We start from the raw sequence: 24,727 nt of genomic DNA, 5'->3' as shown, positions 1-24,727 counted from the left end.
TCAACCCTTGAATAATTGGTTGGCCTGCTTGAACGGCATCGAGCGGCGCGTGAAGGTGAATGTGCCCTGCTCCTGGATCTCCTCGGCGGCGCGGAAGAACTCGCCATACGCGGCCAGGGCCAGCGCCGAGCCGACACTGATGCGCTTGACGCCCAGCTCGCTCAACTGCGCCACCGTCAGGTCCAGCGCCCCGGACATCAGCACGTTCACCGGTTTTGGCGCCACGGCCTGCACCACCGCGAGCACTTGTTCGGCGCTGCTCAGCCCCGGGGCGTACAACACGTCGGCTCCCGCGTCCGCGAAGGCCTTGAGGCGGCGAATGGTGTCGTCCAGGTCCGGATTGCCATGCAGGAAATTTTCCGCCCGAGCTGTCAGCAGGAAGGGAAACGGCAAGCTGCGCACGGCCTCGGCGGCGGCCTTGACCCGAGCTACCGCGTGGTCGAAGCAATAGATCGGGCTGTCTTCGCGCCCCGTGGCGTCCTCGATCGAACCACCCACCGCGCCGGCCTCCGCGGCTCGGAGCAGGCTGCGGGCGCAGTCCTCGGGGGCATCGGCAAAACCGTTTTCCAGGTCGACGGCCACCGGCAGGTCAGTGGCCGCGACAATCGCCCGCACGTTAGCCAGGGTGTCATCCAGGCCCAGCGCGCCATCGGGTCGGCCCAGGGAAAAGGCGTGGCCGGCACTGGTGGTCGCCAAGGCTTCAAAGCCGAGGCTGGCCAGCATCTTGGCCGAACCGGCATCCCACGGGTTGGGAATGACAAAAGCCCCTTCGCGTTCGTGCAAGGCCTTGAACGCCTGGGCTCGACGAATTTGCGCTTCCATGTAGTTCGCTCCTGAGCAGAGAGGGAGTGGGCCTCAGAGCAAACCCAGTTGCTCGGCGGCGGGCTCTCTATATAGCGCAGGCAGCGCCGGCAAGCCAGGCAAACGACTCATCAGGCGGCTGTGAAAATGCATCGCGAGTTTCGCCGCCTGGAAGTTGTCGGCAGTGTGCAGGAACATGTATGGCGTGCGTCCCTCTTCGATCCATACGGCGATTTTCTCCACCCACGGGGTCAGGAACGACTCGTTGGCCTCGACCACCGGATGACCGATGAAGCGCACCTGCGGACATTGAGTGAAAGCCGCCGGCCGCGTCGGCACCCGTGGCTTCTTGTATTGCGCATGAATCACCGAGGGATTGGTCGAGGCGCAGCTGAACAAGCCTCGCGGATCGAGACAGATACGTTCGACGCCTCGGTCGAGCAGCAAGCGGTTGAGCTGACGCTCGGCGTCACCCTTGGCAAAGAACTCATCGTGACGTACCTCTACAGCCAGAGGGCGCTGGAACGCGTCGATAAATGCCGCCAATTCCGGCATCCGATTGGGCGTGAACGCCTTCGACAACTGCAGCCAGAACGGCGAGACCCGCTCCCCCAAGGGGTTCAGCAACTGGACGAACGTTTCGGTGGCGGTCAGGTGATCGCGCAGGTCACCGCCGTGGCTGATATCACCGGGAATCTTGGCGGTGAAGCGAAAGTGCTCAGGCATGATCTCGGCCCAGCGCTGCACGGTGGTCGCAGACGGGCTGGCATAGAAGGTCGTATTGCCTTCCACGGCATTGAATACTTGGGAATAGAGATCGAGGAAATCGGTGCTTTTCGCATCCTGGGGATAAAGGTAATCGCGCCAGGCGTTTTCGCTCCAGGACGGACAGCCCAGGTAGTAAGGCAAGACCATCAGATGTAGAGATCGAGTCCCAGCACTTCCATATCCCAATCGACGAAACCGGCGGTGCTCAGGTAGCTCGCCAGGGCCGTGGAGACACTGCGGCTCATCGCACGGTGATAAAGCATGTCTTGCTGACGGGCGGGGAGATTGCTCAGGCGTTGCGCAGAGGCTTTGGCGGCGCGGGCGGCCAGTTGCTCTTCAGACGGAAATTCCACCTCGCCATCGATGTCATCGAAGTTTTCCGGCTCGCTGGCTTTACCCGCACGAGGCCGACGCTTGATGGGGTAGGACTGGGATGAAACGCCGTCTATACGCATGACAGAATGCTCGGTATCAATGATGGCAATTTAGCGGCACTTTCGCAGCCGCGCAAATGCGCAAGTGATAACTAGAACACATAAAGTCAAAAAGGTTTAAAAACGGGCGGAAAAAGTGACGACTGGCAAGATTGGGTGTGACTTTTGGGGACGTGAATGACTTTTGCGACAACACCGTTTTTTGGGGTGACCCCATGCTTTTGTGGCGAGGGAGCTTGCTCCCGCTGGGGCGCGAAGCGGCCCCGAAATATGATTCGCGCCTTATCTTGCCGGCCTGAAATCAATTTTCTGGGGGCCGCTTCGCAGCCCAGCGGGAGCAAGCTCCCTCGCCACAACGCTGCCCGCTCGAGAGCGGAGTGATGCTTTCTATCGCTCGGACTTGGGGGTTGCGACTTTGTCCCGCAAATATACTGGCTGCGCATCATCGGCTGGAATGGCCTCGCCGCGTTCCCAGGCGAAGCGTGCCAGGGCCAGCAGGTCCTCGGCATGGGGCAGCATCGAGGCGTCCTGGCCGATGAGGCTGACACCGATTCGCTCGCCATAGCCCCAACCAGTGCCGGCGCCGAACCAATCACCGCTGGCATCGCCCGGCAACGCCGCCGCTTCGGGCGGCAACACCGCCTCAGCACCGACCAGGCGCATCTCGCCGTCGGTTTCGCGATAGCAGCCCCAATACACCTCATCCATGCGCGCATCGATGGCCGCGGCAACTTGGCGAGCGCCCTGTTCGCGCAAGGCACGCTGGGCCAGCACCGCGAGGTTCGATACCGGCAACACCGGACGCTCCAGGGCAAATGCCAGCCCCTGCACCACACCGATGGCGATGCGCACGCCGGTAAACGCTCCTGGCCCACGGCCAAAGGCAATCGCGTCCACCGCCTGCAAGGTCGTGCCGGCATCGCTCAACAGTTTCTGAATCATCGGCAGCAGCTTCTGCGCATGCAGGCGCGGGATCACCTCGTAATGGCTCGTGACCTTGCCGTCGTGCAGCAAGGCAACGGAGCAAGCTTCAGTCGCGGTGTCCAGGGCCAGCAAGGTGCTCATCGATGTGTCCGTAAATCAGGTGGGAAAAAAGTGCGCCAGTATAAACAACTACGGCCCGCAAGCGGGCCGTAGTTGATGCAACTGATCAGGCTTTTCAGCTCAAGGCTGCAAGCACCTTGGCGGTGATCGCTTCAACCGAACCGACGCCTTCGATATGGCTGTATTTCGGCTTGCCATTGGCTGCCGACAGTTTCTGGTAGAAGTCCACCAGCGGCTTGGTCTGGGAATGGTAGACCGACAGGCGATGACGCACGGTTTCTTCGGTGTCGTCCTTGCGTTGCACCAGCTCTTCACCGGTCACGTCGTCCTTGCCTTCGGTTTTCGGCGGATTGTAGACGGTGTGGTAGACGCGGCCGGAAGGCTCGTGAACGCGACGACCGGCAATGCGCTGGACGATTTCCTCGTCCTCAACGGCAATCTCGACCACCGCATCCAGTTCGACACCGGCAGTCACCAGGGCTTCAGCCTGGGGAATGGTGCGCGGGAAGCCATCGAACAGGAAGCCATTGGCGCAGTCGGGTTGAGCGATGCGATCCTTGACCAGGGCGATGATCAGGTCATCCGACACCAGGCCGCCGGCATCCATGATGCTCTTGGCTTGAACGCCCAGAGGCGTGCCCGCCTTGACCGCGGCACGCAGCATGTCGCCGGTGGAGATTTGCGGGATACCGAATTTTTCGGTGATGAACTTTGCCTGAGTACCTTTACCGGCCCCGGGAGCTCCCAGCAGAATGACGCGCATCGATGTGCTCCTCAATTTTTTTATGTAAAACGCTCGGATTCGCCTCGCGGGGCCAATCTTCGAAAAAACTGGATCGTGACCGCCCAAACGGCCAAAGGCTGATCAAGATACACAGCAGGCCCGACCCACACAAGCCGCCGAAAGTCGGAGGAACCCGCGCCCGATACGACCTTCGGAGGGGGTGGCGAGCGTCGCAACCGGGCAACAAACTGTCGCCTGGTCGACCTGTCCCCGCCCCCGCCGAACAACGCCCGGGAACGCCGGGCGAGCCGTTTCGGTGCGCTGCCTGATCTTAGCCGGTATTGCGCAACCCGGCGGCAATCCCCGCCACAGACACCAGTAATGCCTGTTCCACGGGGCTGCCTTGGGCAACATCCTGCTGGCGTGAGCGCGCCAACAGTTCGGCCTGCAACAGGTGCAACGGGTCGAGGTAGGTGTTGCGCAGGCGGATGAATTCCAGCGTGGCTGGGCTATGTGCCAGTAGCTGCGACTGACCGGTCAAGCCAAGCACCACCGTGCAGGCCTGCGACAATAGGTCGCGTAAATGCGCACCCAAAGGCAGCAGCCCAGGTTCCACCAAACGCTCGTCGTAAGAGCGGGCGATATCGGCGTCGGCCTTGGCCAGCACCATCTCCAGCATGTCGATGCGGGTCCGGAAGAACGGCCATTGCTCGCGCATCTGCCCCAGCAACGCCCCTTCGCCGCGCTCCAGGGCCTTGCTCAGTGCGGTTTCCCAGCCGAGCCAGGCCGGCAACATCAGGCGGGTCTGGGTCCAGCCGAAGATCCACGGAATTGCCCGCAAGCTTTCGATGCCGCCGGCGCGACGCTTGGCCGGCCGGCTGCCCAGGGGCAGGCGCCCAAGTTCCTGCTCGGGGGTAGACTGGCGGAAGTACTCGACGAACTGCGGATTCTCCCGCACCACCGCGCGGTAGGCGCTGACGCCGTCGGCAGCCAATTCGTCCATCAGGTGTCGCCACTGGGGCGTGGGTGGCGGCGGTGGCAGCAACGTCGCTTCAAGCACCGCGGCGAGATACAGATTGAGGTTCTGTTCGGCGATGTCCGGCAGGCCGAATTTGAAACGAATCATTTCGCCCTGCTCGGTGGTGCGGAAGCGCCCGGCCACCGAACCCGGTGGTTGGGACAGGATCGCCGCGTGCGCCGGACCGCCACCACGGCCCACGGTGCCGCCACGGCCGTGGAACAACAGCAGTTCGACTTGCTGCTCGCGGCAGATGTCCACCAGCCGTTCCTGGGCCCGATACTGCGCCCAGGCCGCCGCCGTAGTCCCGGCGTCCTTGGCCGAATCGGAATAGCCGATCATCACTTCCTGAGGGCCCTGCAGCCGTGAACGATAGCCCGGCAGCAGCAACAGCCGCTCGATCACCGGCCCGGCGTTGTCCAGGTCGGCCAGGGTCTCGAACAGCGGCACCACCCGCATCGGCCGCAACACCCCGGCGTCCTTCAACAACAGTTGCACAGCGAGGACATCGGACGCCGCGCCGGCCATGGAGATCACGTAGGAACCCAGGGACGCCGCCGGCGCCGCGGCCACTTCCCGGCACGTCGCCAACACTTCCGCCGTGTCGGCCGAGGGCTTGAAATGGGCCGGCAGCAGTGGACGCCGGTTGTTCAGCTCCTCCAGCAAAAAGCTGATGCGCTGCTCCTCGTTCCAATCTTCATAACGGCCCAGGCCCAGGTAGTCGGTGATTTCCGTCATGGCGGCGGTATGGCGCGTCGAGTCCTGGCGCACATCGAGGCGCACCAGGAACAAGCCGAAGGTCACCGCCCGCCGCAGGCAATCGAGCAGCGGCCCATCGGCAATCACGCCCATGCCGCATTCGTGCAGGGAGTGGTAGCACAGCTCCAGGGGGTCCAGCAGTTCGCGGTTGTGCTGCAACACCTCGGCGCCCGGCGGCGTGGCGGCACTCAAGGAGGCGTGGGCCCAGTTGCGGGTGGCGCGCAGGCGTTCGCGCAGTTGCTTGAGCACGGCACGATACGGTTCGGCGCTGTCGCCGGCCTGGGCCCGCAAGGCCTCGCTGGCGTTTTGCATGGACAGTTCGGCCGCCAGTTGGTCGACGTCACGCAGGTACAGGTCCGCCGCCATCCACCGCGCCAACAACAGCACCTCGCGGGTCACGGCGGCGGTGACATTCGGGTTGCCGTCACGGTCGCCGCCCATCCACGAGGCAAAGCGGATCGGCGCGGCCTCCAGCGGCAGGCGCAGCCCGGTGGCGGCATGCAAGGCCTGGTCGGCCTTGCGCAGGTAATTGGGAATGGCGTGCCACAGCGAATGCTCGATCACCGCGAAGCCCCACTTGGCCTCGTCCACCGGGGTCGGCCGGGTGCGGCGGATTTCTTCGGTGTGCCAGGCTTCGGCGATCAAGCGTTGCAGGCGCTCGTGGATTTGCGCGCGCTCGGCGCTGGTCAGGTCGCGATGATCCTGGGCCGCCAGTTGCGCGGCGATGGCGTCGTATTTCTGGATCAGCGTACGGCGGGCCACTTCCGTGGGGTGAGCGGTGAGGACCAGTTCGATTTCCAGGCGTCCCAACTGCCGGGCCAGGGCCTCGGCGCCATGGCCTTCGGCCCGCAGCCGGGCAAGCAACTCAGGCAGGACCCGTGCCTCGAAAGGGGCCGGTTGCGATTCTTCGCGGCGATGGATCAGTTGGTACTGTTCGGCGATGTTGGCGAGGTTGAGGAATTGGTTGAACGCGCGCGCCACCGGCAGCAGTTCGTCCTCGCTCAGTTGATTGAGGCTGGCACTGAGTTCGGCATCCACGGAACCGCGTCGGTCAGCCTTGGCGCCCTTGCGGATCTGCTCGATCTTGTCGAGAAACGTGTCCCCGTACTGTTCGCGGATGGTATTGCCCAGCAGTTCGCCAAGCAGGTGGACATCCTCGCGCAAGCGGGCATCGATATCGGTCATCAGCATTTCTCCAGCAAAAAAGTCCGGACAGCTCTTGGATCAGAGAGTGCCGATGCCCGTCGCTTATGACAAGCGACGAAGGGACTTTAAACCTTGCACAACAAAGCTAGTCTCATGGGTAAGCCACACAACGGCTTGTCACTCACCGCGCCTGCCACGAGCTGGCTGATTGAGGTCATCATGAAAATTCGTGAACTTGCCCAGCATTGGGAAGAAAACGCCAAGGGCCGCCTGACCCAGACGGGCTACACGATCCATCTGGACGTCGAAGCCGCCGCACGCCTGGCTGCGATCTGCGACATGTACCCCAAGCGCCAGCCGGAGGAGCTGCTGGGCGAGCTGATCGGGGCCGCGTTGGAAGAGCTGGAAGCGAGCTTCCCCTACATCAAGGGTTCGCAAGTTGTCGCCACCGATGAGGAAGGTGACCCGCTGTATGAAGACGTAGGACCGACCCCACGATTCCTCGCCCTGTCGCGCCGGCATCTGCACGAACTTTCCTCGCAGAACGACAAATCCAAACACTGATTCCCTTCATTCCAGATTGCGGTTTTCCGGCGCGGGGCCTTTCCCACCTACGCCGGGAATACCGTTGCGCGCCTTGAAAGTTCAGCTTTTCTGTCGCTGACCGATCAGTCAGTAATTCTTTTGGCGAATGGCCATCCTCGCTGAACTTTTGAAAAACGCCTCGGGTCACACCGAGTAACCATACTGGAACGGTCGTTTAAATAAACGCGCCTTGGCGCCAACACCAAACCAGACGTCATGGCTTCGGTCCCAGCATGGATTTGTCGTTTTTTCAGGAGTTTTCCAATGGAGTTGAAGCCTATGAATACCTGCACTGCCAAACCCTCATCCAGTGGCCTGCGCGGCTTGAAGTTGGCTGCCCTGGCGATCGGTAGCAGCTTCATTCTCGCCGGTTGCGCCGGTAACCCACCTTCGGAGCAGTACGCGGTGACCCAGTCGGCGGTCAACAGCGCCGTCAGCGCCGGTGGTACCGAATTTGCCGCCGTGGAAATGAAATCGGCCCAGGACAAGCTCAAGCAAGCCGAAATCGCCATGCATGACGAGAACTACGAAGAAGCCAAGCGACTGGCCGAACAAGCCGAGTGGGATGCCCGCGTCGCCGAGCGCAAGGCCCAGGCCGCCAAGGCCGAACAAGCCCTCAAGGACTCTCAGAAAGGGGTTCAGGAACTGCGTCAGGAAGGCATGAACAAGGTTCAGTAAACCGTTCACGCCACGACGTACTTCTCATTGATAAAAGGACGACAGACTATGATGCACAAACACTTGATGATGCCCGCCCTGCTCGCTGCCTGCGTAGCCCTGGCCGCTTGCTCCCACGACCCGAACGCCAATCTTGAACAGGCGCGGACCAATTACAACGGCCTGCAAGCCGACCCGGCGGCGACCAAAGTGGCTGCCCTGGAAACCAAGGACGCGGCGGACTTCCTGGCCAAGGCCGACAAGGCCTACCTGGACCGGGAAGACGAAGCCAAGGTCGACCAACTGGCCTACCTGACCAACCAGCGCGTCGAAGTGGCCAAGCAGACCATCGCCCTGCGCAATGCCGAAGCCGAACTGAAAAACGCCGGCGACGAACGCGCCCGTGCCCTGCTCGAAGCGCGCAACGCGCAGATCAAGCAACTGCAAGACAGCCTCAACGCCAAGCAGACCGAACGCGGTACGCTGGTGACTTTCGGCGACGTGCTGTTCGCCACCAACAAGTCCGACCTGCGCACCAGCGGCATGACCAATGTGAGCAAACTGGCGCAGTTCCTCCAGGAAAACCCGGACCGCAAGGTGATCATCGAAGGCTACACCGACAGCACCGGCTCGGATTCCTACAACCAATCGCTGTCCGAACGCCGCGCCAGCTCGGTGCGTACCGCCCTGGTGAAAATGGGCGTGGACCCGGCTCGCATCGTGACCCAGGGCTATGGCAAGGAATTCCCGGTGGCGGACAACACCAGCGTCTCGGGCCGCGCCATGAACCGTCGCGTGGAAGTGACCATCTCCAACGACAACCAGCCAGTGGCCCCGCGCTCGACCATGAGCGCCAACTGATCGGCTGAGTGCAACTGAAAAGCCCCGCCTGGTTTCGTCAGGCGGGGCTTTTTCATGGCTGAAGATATTTGGCTGTACACAATCCCGTGGGAACGAGCTTGCTCGCGATGGCGGCGTGTCAGGCACTATTTATGCTGCTGAACCACCGCTATCGCGAGCAAGCTCGCTCCCACAGGGGATTGGATTACGGCTGCAGTTTTTGTGGTGTTTCCTGCCCCATGCACCGCACCGCGCGTTTCTTCTCGTTGATCAACACGCCGGTCAGGCCTTTCTGCTCGGTGTCGAACAGTACCAACACACCGTCGATGCACTGGGCGACTTGGGCGGCCGGCTCCAGGGACACTTTGTAGTCCTCGCCTGGCACGGTCTTGAGCATGGTGAACTGGTCGAGCAGCAACGCATCCTCGGGCTTGGCGAAATGCAGGTAGCCGTAGTACCACAGCACTGCGACGGTGCCCAGGATGCTGCAGATACCGGTGATGATCAGGGGGATGGCGTTACGTTCTTCGCTCATTGCGGGTTCTCTGGTGGTTCAACGGGTGATTTCGGGTAGTTCGGGACCTCCCCCAGGCGGCGCAGGCCGTCAAAGTGCCGGGTATCGTCGAGGTAGCGCAGCATCACGGTGCGCCACGTCGGGTCGGCGAAGGTCTGCACATGGCCGCCCCGTGTCAGCTGCAGGACCCGGGGCGGCGGCGCAGCTTGATACAAGCGGATGCCATTGGAAAGGGGCACGATGGGGTCGTCGAGGCTGTGGTAGATCAACTTCGGCACGCCGTTCAACTGCGCCACGGAGCTGATCGCGCTGTCACCGTCCGGCACCAGCCAGGACAACGGCACCTGGAACGGCCAGGTCAGCCACGAGGTACTCAGGGCAAAACGCCCGACGTCGCGATAGCTGGCGGGCACGCCATCGAGCACCAGGGCCTTGAGCTGCCGTTGGCGCTGGGGATGTTCGACCAGGTAATGCACCGCCAGCGCGCCGCCCAGGCTCTGTCCGAGCAGTACCAGCGGCTTGCCCTGGACCTCGGGCGCCTGGTCGAGCCATTGGAACGCGGCGTCGATGTCCTGGTAGATCGCCGGCAGGCTCGGCTCGCCTTCGGACACGCCATAACCTCGATAATCGACCATCAACACTTGGTAACCCTGCTCTGGCAACCACCAGCTCCCGCCCAAGTGCCACGCCAGGTTGCCGCCGTTGCCGTGCAAATGCAGGACCGTTCCCTTGACCTCCACGCCTGGTTTGACGGGCAGCCACCAGCCACGGAGCTTGAGATTGTCAGCGGTGGTCAGGGTGACGTCGCGGTACTCGAGTTTGGCCCGCTCCGGGGTAAACGGCAGGCCACGTTCAGGGTAGAACAACAGGGAGCTGCAACCGCCCAGGGCCAGCAGCAGGCAGATGATGCCGAGGGTTCGCATCCGGTGAAGCCTCGCAAAAAATCAGAAGTTATCCACAGCCCCTGTGGGAGCGAGCTTGCTCGCGATAGCGGTATGTCAGTCACAGCGGTGTTGACTGTCCTGGCGCTATCGCGAGCAAGCTCGCTCCCACAGGGGATGGGTGGTGTTGTTAAAGAATATTCGAATAATCCGCTTCGATCCGGTCCAGGCTCAGGTGGTTCAGGAAGTTGGAGAAACACATCCAGGCCGACAGGGCATTCATGTCGCGGAATTGCTCAGGCAAGTATTTAGGCGGCACCACCAGGCCTTCGTCCACCAACTGGCGCAACGTGCGCATGTCCTCCAGGGTGGTCTTGCCGCAGAACAGCAGCGGCACCTGCTCCAGCTTGCCTTTGCGCACGGCCAACTGAATGTAGTTGTAAACCATGATGAAGCCCTTGAGGTAGGACAAGTCTTTGGTGAATGGCAGCCCGGTGGGCACCGAGCCACGGAACACCCGACTGGCGTTGCCGTAGCTTTCGGCCATTTCAAAACCCTGCTCGCGGAAGAACTCGAAGACCTGCAGGAAATCGGCGCCCTCCTCCACCATATGAATGGCCCGGGTGCGGTTGGTGAGTTTGCGCAGGCGACTCGGGTAGGAGGCGAAGGTGATGATTTCCATCAGGATCGCCAGGCCTTCCTGGGTCACCGTGGACGAGGGCGGGCCCTTGGACAGGAAGGTGCAGATCGGCTGGTTCAAGCCGTTGAGGGTGGTGCCGACGTGCACCAGCCCTTCGTGGACCTCCAGCGCCCGTACGTCGCGCTCGTTGAACATCGCATCGGTGCGGATCTTGATGTAGTCGGCACCCGCCGCCGCGTCGGCGACGATGCCGTCGGACTCGAACACGCGGATGGTTTCCTCGGCTTCGCCGAACACCCGGTTGAGGCGATGCTGCAACAGGCTGACGGCTTCCTTGGCGCTGAGGACTTTCGGCTCGTCCTTGAGGTCGCCACGGCCATCGATGTTGTTCAGGTAGTCGGAGAGCATCAGGCCCAGGTCGGCCAGGGTCGGGTCGCCAGCGTGAAAAGCATCGGAGGCGGCGCCATAGAGCTCCTGGGAAATCAGCCCGAAATCCTCGGTGCCACGCGCTTCGAGCATGCGCACCACCATGCGGTATTCCTTGCACATGCGGCGCATGATCTGGCCCACCGGGTTGAACTGCCCCAGTTGGCGGGTGATGTCGCGCTCGATGTTCTGGAACTCCAGCTTCACTTTGCTGGAATCAAAAGACAGGGGCCGGTTGAGGTAATAGTCGCGATCCACCGCAGGCATTTCCTTGCCCTTGGCCTTGAGAAACCCCTTGCGGATGTTCTCGTCCCACTTCACCGCGTCGAGGATGCGAATCGGCGTTTGCGCCAGCACAATGCGATCGGACAAGGTGCGTATCGTCTGCTGGTAATCGTCCACCGAAAAACTCCTGTGAAAAAACGTCCGCTTGTTGCAATTATTGGGATTTGGCCAGTCGCTGGTAACGCACGGCTTCCGAGAACACATCGGAATTGGCCGGGTCGTCGAGGTAGCTGAAAACCTTGTTCATGTCGCTGTCCACCAACACACCGTCGCCCTCTTCGCTCTGGTTCGGCTGGCCACTGAGGATCTTCTGGCCGATGGCCTGGTTGATCTGCTCCAGGTCCAGGTTGTAGACCACCAGTTCCTGTTTATCGGTCAATTCGAAACCGGCGATCAGGAAATGTCCACCGTAGCGGGCCGGCACCTTGGCCGACAGGTACCAGCGACTGCCATGACGGGAGACGGTCAAGGGGATGGCTTCGCGCTCATGGGGCTGGGCCCTGAAGTAGCTGATGGCCTGGTAGCGGTGCTTGCCGACTTGCGTCAGTTCCAGGTTCAACGGTTCGCCCCAGGCATTGGTGCTGGTCCATTGGCCGAGCAGGCCCTCGGGCGCGGCTTCGCTGTTGGGTAACGGCGCCTTGAAGGACACCAGGCAACCACTGAGCAGCAGCAACGACACGGCCAGTACAACGGCAGGCCAGGCTTTCATTTGAACTCCCTATGGCACAGGTCGCTTTATCCCCTGTGGCGAGGGATCTTGCTCCCGCTTGAGTGCGCAGCGCTCACAAAAAAGGGGGCTGCTGCGCAGCCCAGCGGGAGCAAGCTCCCTCGCCACAAGGGCTGTGGTGTACCCATCTGGATCACACCGACGCCAATACCAGGTGCATGTAGCGGGTCAGGATGCCGAGCATGTCTTCATCCGCTACCGGCTCGGCGCCATTGAGCAAGCCCTGATATTCCATCCGTCCGATAATCGCCGTCAACACTTTGGCATCCTGTTGCGGTTCGCGGGAGCCTAAAACCTGGAAAAACTGACACGTGCCGTGCAGCAAAATCTGCTGGTGGGAACGCACCAACTCCGCCAGGCGTGGGTTGAGCAGGGCTTCCTGGCGAAAGGCCTGCTCGGCCATCAGGTACTCGCGACGGCTGTCCAGTTGATGCCGCACGTAGTCGGCGGTCATCCGCGCGATGTCGTCCGCCAGTTGCGAGCGCGACTGGGCGCTGCCGTCGCCATAGGCGACCATTTCCCGCAGAAGGCCTTCGTTGTTGGCCCACAGCTTGCCCATGAACGCCGCGCTGCGTTCCACATACTGGGCGAAGGTATCGGTGAGCAAATCGTCGATGTCCTTGAAATAGTACGTAGTGGCCGACAGCGGCACGCCCGCTTCGGCGGCCACCGCACGGTGACGCACCGCACGCACGCCATCGCGCACCACGATGCGCATGGCCGCGTCGAGAATCTCCTGGCGACGCTGCTCACTGCCCTGTCGGCTGGCCTTGCGGCCCTGGTACTGAACACTTTCAGCGACAGCCGTGGCGACGCCCGCTGCACCTTCTGAAGCCATTGCACGATTCACGACAGGTCTTCCTCGCTCTTTGAAAAAGTAACCAATTGATACGTTTGTACCAGACAGGCAATAAAAAGCCGCCCATCGAGGCGGCTTTTTATTTGAAACAATTACGCTTGGGGCCGCATGTGCGGGAAGAGGATCACGTCCCGGATCGACGGTGAGTTGGTCAACAACATCACCAGGCGATCGATGCCGATGCCTTCGCCAGCGGTCGGCGGCATGCCGTACTCCAGGGCGCGCACGAAGTCGGCATCGTAGTGCATGGCTTCGTCGTCGCCGGCATCCTTGTCGGCCACCTGGGCCATGAAACGCTCGGCCTGGTCTTCGGCATCGTTGAGCTCGGAGTAGGCGTTGGCGATTTCACGACCACCGATGAACAGCTCGAAACGGTCGGTCACGCTTGGGTTCTCGTCGTTGCGACGGGCCAACGGCGACACTTCGAACGGGTACTGGGTGATGAAGTGCGGCTGCTCCAGCTTGTGCTCGACCAGTTCTTCGAAAATCATCACTTGCAGCTTGCCCAGGCCTTCGAAGCCGAGCACCTTGGCGCCGGCCTTCTTGGCGATGGCGCGGGCCTTCTCGATGTCCTGCAGGTCGGCGGCGGTGATCTCGGGGTTGTACTTGAGGATCGAGTCGAACACCGACAGGCGCACGAACGGCTCGCCGAAGTGGAACACCTTGTCGCCGTACGGCACGTCGGTCGTCCCGAGAACAAGCTGCGCCAGCTCGCGGAACAGTTCCTCGGTCAGGTCCATGTTGTCTTCGTAGTCGGCGTAGGCCTGGTAGAACTCGAGCATGGTGAACTCGGGGTTGTGCCGGGTCGAAACGCCTTCGTTACGGAAGTTGCGGTTGATCTCGAAAACCTTCTCGAAGCCACCCACGACCAAGCGCTTGAGGTACAGCTCCGGCGCGATGCGCAGGAACATTTCCATGTCCAGGGCGTTGTGGTGGGTTTCGAACGGCTTGGCCGCCGCGCCGCCGGGGATGGTCTGCAGCATCGGCGTCTCGACTTCCAGGAAGTCACGCTTCATCAGGAAGCTGCGGATGTGGGCGATGACTTGCGAGCGGACGCGGAAGGTCTGGCGCACGTCTTCGTTGACGATCAGGTCGACGTAGCGCTGGCGATAGCGTTGCTCGGTGTCGGTCAGGCCGTGGTGCTTGTCCGGCAGCGGGCGCAGGGACTTGGTCAGCAGGCGCACGTTGGTCATCTCGACGTACAGGTCGCCCTTGCCGGAACGGGCCAGGGTGCCTTCGGCGGAGATGATGTCGCCCAGGTCCCAGGTCTTGACGGCGGCCAGGGTTTCTTCCGGCAGGGTCTTGCGGTTGACGTAGACCTGGATGCGCCCGGTCATGTCCTGGATCACCATGAACGAACCACGGTCGAGCATGATACGACCGGCCACCTTGACTGGAATCGCCGCCTCGGCCAGCTCTTCCTTGGTCTTGTCCGCATACTTCTTCTGCAGGACGTCGCAATACGCGTCGCGGCGGAAGTCGTTGGGGAAGGCCTGGCCCTTGGCGCGCTCGGCAGCAAGCTTTTCCTTGCGCAGGGCGATCAGGGAGTTTTCTTCCTGTTGCAGGGCTTGCGGGTCGAGTTCTAGGTCGCTCATGTCTTTAAGGATTCCATCACAGGTTCGTTGCCCCCGGCCCGGGCCGGAGTTTGCGGGCGAGCCGCGCTTTCTGTGCAAGCGTGGCCCGTCCGCCGCATGGGTGTCGCGTTACAGCCCTTGTTTGAGGCTGGCGATCAGGTATTCATCGATATCGCCGTCGAGCACCTTGTCGCAATCGCTGCGTTCGATGCTGGTCCGCAGGTCCTTGATCCGCGAGGCGTCGAGCACGTACGAACGGATCTGGTGACCCCAGCCGATGTCCGACTTGGTGTCTTCCAGGGCCTGGGACGCCGCGTTGCGCTTCTGCACTTCCTGCTCGTACAGGCGGGCCCGCAGCATCTTCATCGCGGTGTCTTTGTTGGCGTGCTGGGAACGTTCGTTCTGGCAACTGACCACGGTGTTGGTCGGTACGTGGGTAATCCGTACGGCCGAGTCGGTGGTGTTGACGTGCTGGCCACCGGCCCCGGAGGAACGGTAGGTGTCGATGCGCAGGTCCGCCGGGTTGATCTCGATTTCGATGTTGTCATCGATTTCCGGCGAAACGAACACGGCCGAGAACGAGGTGTGGCGACGGTTGCCGGAGTCGAACGGGCTCTTGCGCACCAGGCGGTGCACGCCGATCTCGGTCCGCAGCCAGCCAAAGGCGTATTCGCCCTTGATGTGCACGGTGGCGCCCTTGATCCCGGCGACTTCACCGGCCGACAGCTCCATGATGGTGGCGTCGAAACCGCGTTTGTCGGCCCAGCGCAGGTACATGCGCAGCAGGATGTTGGCCCAGTCCTGGGCTTCGGTGCCGCCGGAACCGGCCTGGATGTCCAGGTAGGCGTTGTTCATGTCCATCTCGCCGCTGAACATGCGACGGAATTCCAGCTTGGCGAGGTTCTCGTCCAGGCGGGTCAGCTCGGCGACGACATCGCCGACTGCGCCTTCGTCGTCCTCTTCGACGGCCATGTCCAGCAGGTCGCGGCAATCGGCCAGGCCGCTGGACAGCTCGTCCAGGGTCTCGACGATCTGCGCCAGCGCAGAACGCTCGCGGCCCAGTTCCTGGGCGTACGAAGGGTTGTTCCAGACACTCGGATCTTCAAGCTCGCGATTGACTTCGGTCAGGCGCTCATGCTTTTGATCGTAGTCAAAGATACCCCCGAATAGTTTCGGAGCGCTCGGACAGGTCCTTGATGGTGTTCAGGATCGGGTTGATTTCCATGGCGGGCAGCACTCGTTGGCGAACTTTTGAAAGCCGGCGAGTATAACGTAATCAAGCGCCAGCGGCAGCCCGCCTGGCGGCTTTAGGGGCAATGAACATTCAACACCACCCCCGTGGCGAGGGAGCTTGCTCCCGTTGGGCTGCGCAGCAGCCCCAAAACGGCTCCCTCAATCAAGCTGACACACCGAGCCAACGGGTTTCAGGGCCGCTGCGCAGCCCAACGGGAGCAAGCTCCCTCGCCACAAAAGCGCTCTCGCCAAGGCTTATTCAACCCCCACCCGATTACGCCCATTGTGCTTGGCCAGGTACAACCCCTTGTCCGCCGCCGAGATCAGTTGCCGGCTGTCGCCACCCTGCTGGGGGGTGAAGGTCGAGACGCCGATGCTAATGGTCAGGTTTTCACCGCCGTCGGGCGTGGCGTGGGGGATTTTCAGGGCGACGACGCTCTGGCGCAGTTTCTCGGCCATCAGCCGGGCGCCGCCTGGCGAAGTGCCGGGCAGCACCAGGGCGAACTCCTCGCCGCCGTAGCGGGCCGGCAGGTCGGACGGCCGACTGCACGCCTCGCGGATGGCCGTGGCGACCTTGCGCAGGGCTTCGTCGCCTTCCAAGTGGCCGAAGTTGTCGTTGTAGGACTTGAAGTAGTCCACGTCGATCATCAGCAGCGACAGTTGGCTCTGGTCGCGCATCGCCCGGCGCCATTCCAGTTCCAGGTACTCGTCGAAATGCCGACGGTTGGACAGCCCGGTCAGGCCGTCGGAGTTCATCAAGCGTTGCAGCACCAGGTTGGTGTCGAGCAATTGCTGCTGGCTGACCCGCAATGCGCGATAGGCCGCGTCGCGCTGCAACAGCATCATGTAGGAACGCGAGTGATAGCGGATGCGCGCCACCAGCTCGATGTTGTCCGGCAATTTGACCAGGTAGTCGTTGGCCCCGGCGGCGAACGCCGCGCTCTTGATCAGCGGGTCCTCCTTGGTGGACAGGACAATGATCGGGATATCGCGGGTGGACGGATGGTTACGGTACTCGCGCACCAGGCTCAGGCCGTCGAGGCCGGGCATCACCAGGTCCTGGAGAATCACCGTCGGCTTGATGCGCACCGCGTGGGCGATGGCCTGGTGGGGGTCGGAGCAGAAGTGGAAGTCGATATTGTCTTCCTCCGACAGCCCGCGCCGCACCGCCTCGCCGATCATCGCCTGGTCGTCGACGAGCAGGACCATGGCGGCGTTCTCATCGCGCTTGAATTCGTCGAGCTGCAAATCAGTCATGATGGCTTACCTGGGTACGGCCTGGGGCAAGGCTCGCGGGATTCTTCATGGGGTCACAATCTCCAACAGCCGTGGCGCAATGGCGTCCAGGGCAAGAATATGGACGGCGGCGTCGATGGCGGCCGCCGCTTTGGGCATGCCGTACACGGCGCTGCTGCGCTGGTCCTGGGCGATGGTCACATAGCCCTGCTGGCGCATGAGTCTAAGCCCTTGCGCACCGTCGCGGCCCATGCCGGTGAGCAATACGCCCACCGCGTCGCCGCTCCAGTACTGGGCGACACTTTCAAAAAACACGTCGATGGAGGGCCGGTAGATCTCGTTCACCGGCTCGGCGGTATAAGCCAGGGTACCGTCCTTCAACAGGCGCAGGTGATGGTTGGTCCCGGCCAGCAACACCGTGCCGCTTTGCGGCGTCTCGCCGTGGCGGGCCAGGCGCACCGTGTGGCCCGACACACTGCCCAGCCATTCGGCCATGCCCGCGGCGAACACCTCGTCCACATGCTGGACCAGCACGATCGCCGGGGCAAAGTCCCGCGGCAGGGCCTTGAGCAACACCTCCAGCGCCGCCGGCCCGCCCGCCGACGACCCGATGGCCACCAGGCTCTTGCGCGACACCGCCGCACGCTGGGCCGCCGGCGCGGGTCGCTCATGCTTGTTGCGCTCACCGATCAGCCAACCGATGTTGGTGATCTTGCGCAGCAGCGGCGCCGCCGCGTCCGCCGGGTTACCGACGCCCAGGGCCGGGGTATCGACCACATCCAGCGCGCCATGGCCCATGGCCTCGAACACCCGGTGGACATTCTGCTGGCTGTCTCCGGTCACAATCACGATAGCGCATGGGCTGTCGGCCATGATCCGCCGGGTAGCCTCCACGCCATCCATGATCGGCATGAACAGGTCCATCAGGATCAGGTCCGGGGTGTATTCGGCGCAGCGCTGCACCGCCTCGGCACCGTTGGCGGCGACCCAGACCAGTTGGTGCGCCGGCTCGAACGCCAGGGCGCGGCGCAGGGCCTCGACCGCCAGGGGCATGTCATTGACGATGGCGATCTTCAAGCGCGTGCCCCTCCGATCAATTCGACCACGGCGTCGAGCAAGGCGTCGTCGTGGAAACTCGCCTTGGCCAGATAATAGTCGGCGCCGGCGTCGAGGCCACGGCGGCGATCTTCTTCGCGGTCCTTGTAGGACACCACCATCACTGGCAGCGATTGCAAGCGGTTGTCGCGCCGCAACAGCGACACCAGTTCAATGCCGTCCATGCGTGGCATGTCGATGTCCGTGATCAACAAATCGAAATCCTCCGAGCGCAATGCATTCCAGCCATCCATGCCATCCACCGCCACTGCTACGTCATAGCCGCGACCCCGCAACAACTTGCGTTGCAGCTCGCGCACGGTCAGGGAATCGTCCACCACCAGGATCCGCTTGCGCGGGGCCTGGGCCTGGTTTTGCCGGGCGATGCGCTCCAGGCGCCCGGTATCGAGCAGCTTGTCCACCGACCGCAACAGGTCTTCGACATCGACAATCAACACCACCGAGCCATCGTCGAGCAAGGCCCCGGCGGAAATGTCCTGGACCTTGCCCAGGCGCTCGTCCAGGGGCAGGACCACCAGGGTGCGCTCGCCGATGAACCGCTCCACCGCCACGCCGTAGATCGTCTCGCGCTCGCGGATCACCACGACCTTGAGGGTCTGGCTGCCGTTCTGCGTCGATGGGCGATTGAGCAACTGGCTGGCGGCGACCAAGCCGATATGCCGGCCTTCGTGCCAGAAATGCTGGCGCCCCTCGACCTGGACGATGTCCTCCGGCGCCAGATCGCACATGCGTTCGATGTGGGCCAGGGGGAAGGCGTACGCTTCACCGCCGACCTCCACCACCAGGCTGCGCACCACCGACAGCGTCAGCGGCACCTCGAGATGGAAACGGCTGCCCTCGCCCGCCGTCTGCTCCAGCACCACCGCCCCGCGCAACTGCCGGACCATGTGCTGGACGGCGTCCAGGCCAACGCCGCGCCCGGACACTTCGGTGACTTTGTCGCGCAGGCTGAAACCGGGCAGGAACAGGAAGGTCAGCAGTTCCTCCTCGCTCAGGCTGGCGGCGGTTGGCTCAGGAGAAAGGCCGCGCTCGACGATGCTGCGGCGCACGCGTTCCAGGTCCACCCCGGCGCCATCGTCCGCCAGCTCCAAGACCAGCAGGCCGGCCTGATGAGAAGCACGCAGGCGGATCAGGCCTTCGGCGGGCTTGCCGGCCAGTACCCGTTGTTCCGGGGTTTCGATGCCGTGGTCCACGGCGTTGCGCAGCAAATGGGTCAGTGGCGCTTCGAGCTGTTCCAGCACATCGCGGTCGACCTGGGTTTTCTCGCCTTCGATTTCCAGGCGCACCTGTTTGCCCAGGCTGCGGCCCAGGTCACGGACCATGCGTGCCTGGCCTGATAGCACATCGGCGAACGGCCGCATGCGACAGGCCAGCGCTGTGTCGTACAACACCTGCGCCCGCTGGCTGGCCTGCCAGGCGAACTCATCCAGCTCGGCGGTTTTCTGCGCCAGCAACTGCTGGGTTTCGGCGAGCAAGCGGCGAGCATCGCCCAGGGCTTCCAGGGCTTGCAGGCTCAGGGCGTGGTCCTTGAGGTGCACGTTCAGCTCTTCAAGGGCGCGCAAGCCGGTGCCTTGCTGGCGCTTGAGCCGTTGCATCGCCGCCAGCCAAGGCTTGAGGCGCTGGGTCTCCACCAGGGACTTGCTCGACAGGTCGAGCAAGCTGTTGAGGCGTTCGGCCGTGACCCGCAAGACCCGCTCGCCGCCTTCGGTGACCCGTTTGCGCTTGGGGGCCGGCTCCGTTGCGGCGAGCGGTTCCGGCACGGACGGCTCGACGCTGACGGGTTCGACAAGCGTCTCGATTTTTGTCGGTACCGGCGCTGGCTGCTGCGCAGCGTTGGGATCGAGCAGGCGCCCCATCAACGCCACATAGGCGTCAATGTCCGGCGCGCCGACATTGTTGCCGGGGGTGGCGATGCGCGTCAGCAAGTCGGTGCCTTGCAGCAAGGCGTCGATGTGCTCGGCGCCCAGTACCAGGCGCCGCTCCTGGGCGCTGACCAGGCAATCTTCCATCACGTGGGCCACGCTAACCCCGGCATCCACCCCGACAATGCGCGCCGCGCCCTTGAGGGAATGCGCCGCGCGCATGCATGACTCAAGATACTCGGCCTGGGTCGGATCGCGCTCCAGGGCCAGCAGGCCGGTGCTCAGCACCTGGACCTGGGCTTCGGCTTCCAGGCTGAACAGTTCCAGCAGCGAGGCGTCGCGCATTTGGTCGGGGGTCATGACAGGCTCCGGGCCACGGCGGTCAGCAGCTGTTCTTCATCCAACCAACGCAAGCTGCGCCCCTTATACGGCAGCACGCCACGGGTGTACTTGCCCGCCGACGGCGAAGCGTTCGCCAAAATACGTTCATCGATGGCGTGGATGCCGTCCACCTCATCCACCGGCACCACCACCGGCCCGCCCTTGGCCGCGACGATCAACATGCGCGGCATGACCCGTGTACCGGCCACCGCCGCCGCGCCGGGCTCCAGGTCCAGCAGCTCCACCAACGACAGGCAGGCCACCAGCGCCCCGCGCACATTCGCCACGCCCAACAAGGCCCGTGAACGTTGGTGGGGCAACGAGTGAATCGGCTGCAACGGCGCCACTTCCACCAGGCTGCGCGTGGTCAGGCCCAGCCATTCCTCGCCGAGGCGGAACATCAGCAACGAGCGCGTAACCACATCGTTGTCCACCGGGGCCAGGGACAGATCCCGCTGATCCTGCGGCAAGGCATAACGGTCGAGCAGCCGAGTCGCGGCCGCCGAATACACCGAGCAATTGCGGCAATGGATATGCTCGACCAACAGCGGGCAGGATTTATCGCCATGCACGCCGATGCGGTTCCAGCAATCGTCGATGGCCTGGGCATCGTCATGGGTGATGGTGTAGGAAGCCGAACCGCTCATCGTTTGTGCTCACTGTCTGCCGTGCGCCCGCTGCGGGCGGCGCGTTCCTGCAACCGACGGGCTCCGGCCGCGTCTCCCTGGGAAGCCAGCAGCGCCGCCAGATGCACCAGGGCCTCGGCGTGTTGCGGTTCAAGATACAGCGCCTTGCGATAAAAACCCTGGGCTTGCAGCGCACTGCCGGCCATGTCGCTGAGCAGGCCCAACCAATAGAACACCTGGGCGTTCGGCGCGTGGCTGCGCAGGTATTCTTCACACGCCGCGCGGGCTTCGGCGCTTTTGCCGCCGTTGGCCAGGGCCGCGATATTGGCCAGCAAGCTCGCGGCGTCGCTGCTCTTGGGTGGGGCAATCGGTGTCACGCTCGCGGCAAACGGCCGCGGCCGAACCACCGGCGGGATGACGCGAGGCGGTGGCTGACGAATCGGTAGCGGCGGTGGTATCAAGGCCGGCAACGGTTGGGGCTCCGGCGCCCCCTGTCGACTGAAAGCGAACGATTGGGCAATCCCGATCGAGCGCATGCCCAGGCGCCCCAGCAGGCTGCCTTCGGCAGGGCCGATAAACAGCACGCCGTCCTGATGGGTCAAGCGCTTGAGCACCTCGAACACCTGCTGTTGGGTCGGCTGGTCGAAATAGATCAGCAGGTTGCGACAGAACACAAAGTCGTAGGGGGCCTCGTTCGCCAGCAAGGCCGGATCCAGCAGGTTGCCTACTTGCAAGCGCACCTGTTCGCGCACCCGTTCGCTGAGGCGGTAGCCTTCGTCTTCGGCGTCGAAGTGCCGCTCGCGAAAACCCAGGTCGGCGCCACGGAAGGAATTCCTACCGTAACGCGCATCCTTGGCCCGCGCCACCGACAGCGGGCTGACGTCCATGCCGTCCACCTTGAACTGATGGGCGCCCAAACCGGCATCGAGCAAGGCCATGGCGATGGAATACGGTTCTTCGCCGGTAGAGCACGGCAAGCTGAGGATGCGCAGCGCACGCAGGTGCTTGATCTCGGCCAGGCGCTTGACGGCCAGCCTGGCGAGGGTCGCAAAGGACTCGGGGTAGCGGAAGAACCACGTCTCCGGGACGATCACCGCTTCGATCAACGCCTGCTGTTCCGGGGCCGAATGCTGCAGGGCCTGCCAATACTCATCGGCGGTTCGCCCAGGCACGGCACTGATCCGTTGGCGCACGGCGCGCTCAATGATCGCGGTGCCGACGGAGGTCACATCGAGGCCGATGCGCTCCTTGAGAAAATCGAAAAACCGTTGGTCGTTGTTCATGGCGCTGCCTCGAGGTCGTCGAGGCTCAGCGGCGTAGCAGGAAACAGCAGCGCTCGAACGGATTCGTCGAGCAGGTCATTGACCCGCACCCATTGCAGCAACCCAAGGGCATCTTCGCGGACCGGCCCAAGGTACGGCGCCTGCCGATTGTCCAAGCCATAGGGTTTGAAATCGACCGGATCACAGCGCAGGGTGTCGGTCGCCTGTTCCAGGACCAATCCCAGCACTTGCCCGGTTTGTTGTGTATCGCCTTGATAATGCACCAGCACCAGACGCGTGCTGGTCCGGGGTTCGGCGCTCCGGCCGAACGTCAGGGCGCACAGGTCGATCACCGGCACCACGGTGCCGCGCCAGGCAAACACCCCCGCCACCCAGGATGGCGCCCGGGCGATCGGCTTGAGGGGCAGGCGCGGCAGCACTTCCACTACATCGGTGGCCTGCAGGGCGTAACGTTCGTTGCCGATGCAGAACACCAGGAACAACGTCTGGCGGGCCGTCGCTGCGACGCCACGCCGGGTCTCGAGTTCGCCCATCAGACTTTGAAACGCGAGACGCCGCTGCGCAGCCCCACGGCGACCTGGCTCAGCTCGTCGATGGCGGAGCTGGCCTGGCGCAGGGACTCCACGGTCTGGCTGCTGGCATCGCCCAGTTGCACCAGGGCGTGGTTGATCTGTTCGGCGCCGGTGGCCTGGGCCTGCATGCCTTCGTTGACCATCAACACCCGCGGCGCCAGAGCCTGGACCTGATGAATGATCTGCGACAGTTGCTCGCCGATCTGCTGCACTTCGGCCATGCCACGGCGCACTTCCTCGGAAAACTTGTCCATGCCCATCACACCGGCCGATACCGCGGATTGGATCTCGCGCACCATCTGTTCGATGTCATAGGTCGCCACGGCGGTCTGGTCGGCCAAGCGCCGTACTTCCGTGGCCACCACGGCGAAACCGCGCCCGTACTCACCGGCCTTCTCGGCCTCGATGGCGGCGTTGAGGGACAACAGGTTGGTCTGGTCGGCCACTTTGACGATGGTCACCACCACCTGGTTGATGTTGCCGGCCTTCTCGTTGAGGATCGCCAGCTTGGCGTTCACCAGGTCGGCGGCGCCCATCACCGAATGCATGGTTTCCTCCATGCGCGCCAAGCCTTGCTGGCCAGAGCCGGCGGCCACCGAAGCCTGGTCGGCGGCGGTGGAGACTTCGGTCATGGTGCGCACCAGGTCCCGGGAGGTGGCGGCGATTTCCCGGGACGTCGCGCCAATCTCGGTGGTGGTGGCGGCGGTTTCCGTGGCCGTGGCCTGCTGCTGGCGCGAGGTGGCGGCAATTTCGGTGACCGAGGTGGTGACCTGCACGGATGAGCGCTGGGCCTGGGATACCAGCGAGGTCAGTTCGGCCATCATGTCGTTGAAGCCGGTTTCCACGGCACCGAATTCGTCCTTGCGCGCCAGGTTCAGGCGTCCGCTCAGGTCGCCGCTGCGCATGATCTCGAGGATCTCGACGATGCGGTTCATCGGCCCCATGATCGCCCGCATCAGCAGCAGGCCACAGAGTACCGCGACGATCAGCGCGACCAGGAACGACAGGCCCATGGCGACCTTGGCCGCCGTCACCGCATCGCCAATGGTCAGGGTGGCGCTTTGTGCCAGCTCGCGATTGCGCTCGATGATCTGGTTCAAGTGTCCGCGACCGTCGAGCCACGCCGTCGTCAGTTCTGCGTTCAGCGCCAGCCGCGCCCCTTCGTAATCCTTGCGCTGGTACAGGTCCAGGACTTTCGCCAGGGCCTTATTGAAGTCCTGGTGGTTGACCTCGAACTCGTCGAAAGAGACTTGGTCGGCCGGGTCCTGGATCAGTTTTTGATAGTTCTGTATTTCTTCGCGCAAGTGCTGCTCGAAACCCTGGTAGCGAGCCTTGTCCTCGGCGGTGATTTCCCGATTCCCGGAAAGGCCGACGATTTGCTGGGTCAGGACGTAGCTGTCGACCCAGCCACCGCGGATCATCGAGCTGAAATACACCCCCGGAACCGCATCGGCCCGGACCTTTTCTCCGCTGTCCTGGATCTTCAGCAACCGTGAATACGAGACAACCACCATCAGCAGCATAATGGCGATGATCACCGCAAAACTCGCCAGGATGCGTTGGCGCAATGTCCAATTCTTCACAGTAAAACCTCAGGCACTTGAAAATGCTGGGGAGTATAGCCGAGGGCGGCGCGGCGTCTGTATGGCGGTGTGGGAGGATTTTGATTGAGCCGAGGCTCACCGGTACTTGAAGAAATGGAACCCGCCCCCGTGGGAGCGGGCTTGCTCGCGAAA

General features: G+C 63.1%; 23 protein-coding genes. 3 read left to right on the top strand and 20 right to left on the bottom strand.

Annotated elements, in window-relative coordinates:
- From J3P85_RS05190 to ppc, 6 genes are all read right to left on the bottom strand, one after another.
- Complete coding sequence (locus J3P85_RS05190) at positions 1-822, bottom strand: isocitrate lyase/PEP mutase family protein (protein ID WP_434705116.1); 822 nt, start codon at positions 820-822, stop codon at positions 1-3.
- A 33-nt stretch (positions 823-855) separates the two neighbouring features.
- A complete protein-coding gene (locus J3P85_RS05185; protein WP_434705115.1) occupies positions 856-1,716 on the bottom strand; it encodes a DUF72 domain-containing protein in 861 nt (286 codons plus the stop codon).
- Positions 1,716-2,024, bottom strand: coding sequence for a hypothetical protein (locus tag J3P85_RS05180; RefSeq protein WP_186705474.1), 309 nt, complete (start codon positions 2,022-2,024; stop codon positions 1,716-1,718). The genes J3P85_RS05185 and J3P85_RS05180 overlap by 1 nt, the downstream gene beginning before the upstream one ends.
- Before the next feature lie 366 nt (positions 2,025-2,390).
- Entirely contained in the window at positions 2,391-3,068 is a 678-nt protein-coding gene (tsaB, locus tag J3P85_RS05175; RefSeq protein WP_186705473.1) for a tRNA (adenosine(37)-N6)-threonylcarbamoyltransferase complex dimerization subunit type 1 TsaB, read from the bottom strand.
- A 94-nt stretch (positions 3,069-3,162) separates the two neighbouring features.
- Positions 3,163-3,810, bottom strand: a complete 648-nt coding sequence (gene adk / locus J3P85_RS05170; RefSeq protein ID WP_072408226.1) for an adenylate kinase — start codon at positions 3,808-3,810, stop codon at positions 3,163-3,165.
- Positions 3,811-4,102: 292 nt separating this feature from the next.
- Positions 4,103-6,733 carry a phosphoenolpyruvate carboxylase gene (gene ppc / locus J3P85_RS05165; RefSeq protein WP_434705113.1) on the bottom strand — a complete coding sequence of 877 codons (2,631 nt, stop codon included), beginning with the start codon at positions 6,731-6,733 and terminating at the stop codon, positions 4,103-4,105.
- Positions 6,734-6,913: 180 nt separating this feature from the next.
- On the opposite strand from ppc, the gene J3P85_RS05160 reads away from it, so the two are divergent.
- The 3 genes from J3P85_RS05160 to J3P85_RS05150 all read left to right on the top strand — a co-directional run bounded on the left by J3P85_RS05160 (position 6,914) and on the right by J3P85_RS05150 (position 8,797).
- Positions 6,914-7,258 carry a hypothetical protein gene (locus J3P85_RS05160; protein ID WP_003198166.1) on the top strand — a complete coding sequence of 115 codons (345 nt, stop codon included), beginning with the start codon at positions 6,914-6,916 and terminating at the stop codon, positions 7,256-7,258.
- A 285-nt stretch (positions 7,259-7,543) separates the two neighbouring features.
- Positions 7,544-7,957, top strand: a complete 414-nt coding sequence (locus tag J3P85_RS05155) for a DUF4398 domain-containing protein (protein ID WP_186705469.1) — start codon at positions 7,544-7,546, stop codon at positions 7,955-7,957.
- Positions 7,958-8,008: 51 nt separating this feature from the next.
- The gene (locus tag J3P85_RS05150) at positions 8,009-8,797 is read left to right on the top strand and encodes an OmpA family protein (protein WP_434706323.1); all 789 of its coding nucleotides are present in this window, start codon (positions 8,009-8,011) and stop codon (positions 8,795-8,797) included.
- A 184-nt stretch (positions 8,798-8,981) separates the two neighbouring features.
- On the opposite strand, the gene J3P85_RS05145 is transcribed toward J3P85_RS05150, so the two are convergent.
- From J3P85_RS05145 to J3P85_RS05080, 14 genes are all read right to left on the bottom strand, one after another.
- Positions 8,982-9,311, bottom strand: coding sequence for a hypothetical protein (locus tag J3P85_RS05145; RefSeq protein ID WP_434705112.1), 330 nt, complete (start codon positions 9,309-9,311; stop codon positions 8,982-8,984).
- Complete coding sequence (locus J3P85_RS05140; protein ID WP_434705111.1) at positions 9,308-10,213, bottom strand: alpha/beta hydrolase; 906 nt, start codon at positions 10,211-10,213, stop codon at positions 9,308-9,310. Before J3P85_RS05140 ends, J3P85_RS05145 begins: the two co-directional genes overlap by 4 nt.
- A 148-nt stretch (positions 10,214-10,361) precedes the next feature.
- A complete protein-coding gene (locus J3P85_RS05135; RefSeq protein WP_003185001.1) occupies positions 10,362-11,639 on the bottom strand; it encodes a flavohemoglobin expression-modulating QEGLA motif protein in 1,278 nt (425 codons plus the stop codon).
- 37 nt (positions 11,640-11,676) lie between these two features.
- Positions 11,677-12,231 carry a hypothetical protein gene (locus J3P85_RS05130; protein ID WP_434705110.1) on the bottom strand — a complete coding sequence of 185 codons (555 nt, stop codon included), beginning with the start codon at positions 12,229-12,231 and terminating at the stop codon, positions 11,677-11,679.
- Positions 12,232-12,382: 151 nt separating this feature from the next.
- Positions 12,383-13,099: a TetR/AcrR family transcriptional regulator gene (locus J3P85_RS05125; RefSeq protein WP_053118752.1), complete on the bottom strand. Its 717-nt coding sequence runs from the start codon at positions 13,097-13,099 to the stop codon at positions 12,383-12,385.
- 101 nt (positions 13,100-13,200) lie between these two features.
- Positions 13,201-14,703: a lysine--tRNA ligase gene (lysS, locus tag J3P85_RS05120; RefSeq protein ID WP_434705108.1), complete on the bottom strand. Its 1,503-nt coding sequence runs from the start codon at positions 14,701-14,703 to the stop codon at positions 13,201-13,203.
- Between the two features lie 108 nt (positions 14,704-14,811).
- Positions 14,812-15,907, bottom strand: a protein-coding gene (gene prfB / locus J3P85_RS05115; protein WP_434705107.1) for a peptide chain release factor 2 whose coding sequence is annotated in 2 segments (ribosomal slippage) — positions 14,812-15,834 and positions 15,836-15,907 — 1,095 coding nt in all. Because the reading frame shifts where the segments join, the coding sequence is not laid out codon by codon here.
- Between the two features lie 263 nt (positions 15,908-16,170).
- Entirely contained in the window at positions 16,171-17,172 is a 1,002-nt protein-coding gene (locus tag J3P85_RS05110; protein WP_186705465.1) for a diguanylate cyclase domain-containing protein, read from the bottom strand.
- Positions 17,173-17,217: 45 nt separating this feature from the next.
- On the bottom strand, positions 17,218-18,228 hold the full coding sequence (locus J3P85_RS05105; RefSeq protein ID WP_434705105.1) for a chemotaxis response regulator protein-glutamate methylesterase: 1,011 nt from the start codon (positions 18,226-18,228) through the stop codon (positions 17,218-17,220).
- Positions 18,225-20,489, bottom strand: coding sequence for a hybrid sensor histidine kinase/response regulator (locus tag J3P85_RS05100; protein ID WP_434705104.1), 2,265 nt, complete (start codon positions 20,487-20,489; stop codon positions 18,225-18,227). Before J3P85_RS05100 ends, J3P85_RS05105 begins: the two co-directional genes overlap by 4 nt.
- A complete protein-coding gene (locus J3P85_RS05095; RefSeq protein ID WP_186705462.1) occupies positions 20,486-21,157 on the bottom strand; it encodes a chemotaxis protein CheW in 672 nt (223 codons plus the stop codon). Before J3P85_RS05095 ends, J3P85_RS05100 begins: the two co-directional genes overlap by 4 nt.
- Positions 21,154-22,419 carry a CheR family methyltransferase gene (locus J3P85_RS05090; protein ID WP_434705103.1) on the bottom strand — a complete coding sequence of 422 codons (1,266 nt, stop codon included), beginning with the start codon at positions 22,417-22,419 and terminating at the stop codon, positions 21,154-21,156. Before J3P85_RS05090 ends, J3P85_RS05095 begins: the two co-directional genes overlap by 4 nt.
- Complete coding sequence (locus J3P85_RS05085) at positions 22,416-22,952, bottom strand: chemotaxis protein CheW (RefSeq protein ID WP_434705102.1); 537 nt, start codon at positions 22,950-22,952, stop codon at positions 22,416-22,418. The genes J3P85_RS05090 and J3P85_RS05085 overlap by 4 nt, the downstream gene beginning before the upstream one ends.
- Entirely contained in the window at positions 22,952-24,574 is a 1,623-nt protein-coding gene (locus J3P85_RS05080) for a methyl-accepting chemotaxis protein (RefSeq protein WP_434705101.1), read from the bottom strand. Before J3P85_RS05080 ends, J3P85_RS05085 begins: the two co-directional genes overlap by 1 nt.
- Positions 24,575-24,727: the final 153 nt, after the last annotated feature.

Origin of the sequence: Pseudomonas sp. Z1-12 (genome assembly GCF_051132015.1) — a bacterium.
Taxonomy (GTDB): Bacteria; Pseudomonadota; Gammaproteobacteria; order Pseudomonadales; family Pseudomonadaceae; genus Aquipseudomonas; species Aquipseudomonas zanjanensis.
This window is presented reverse-complemented; position numbering and strand designations above follow the sequence as displayed.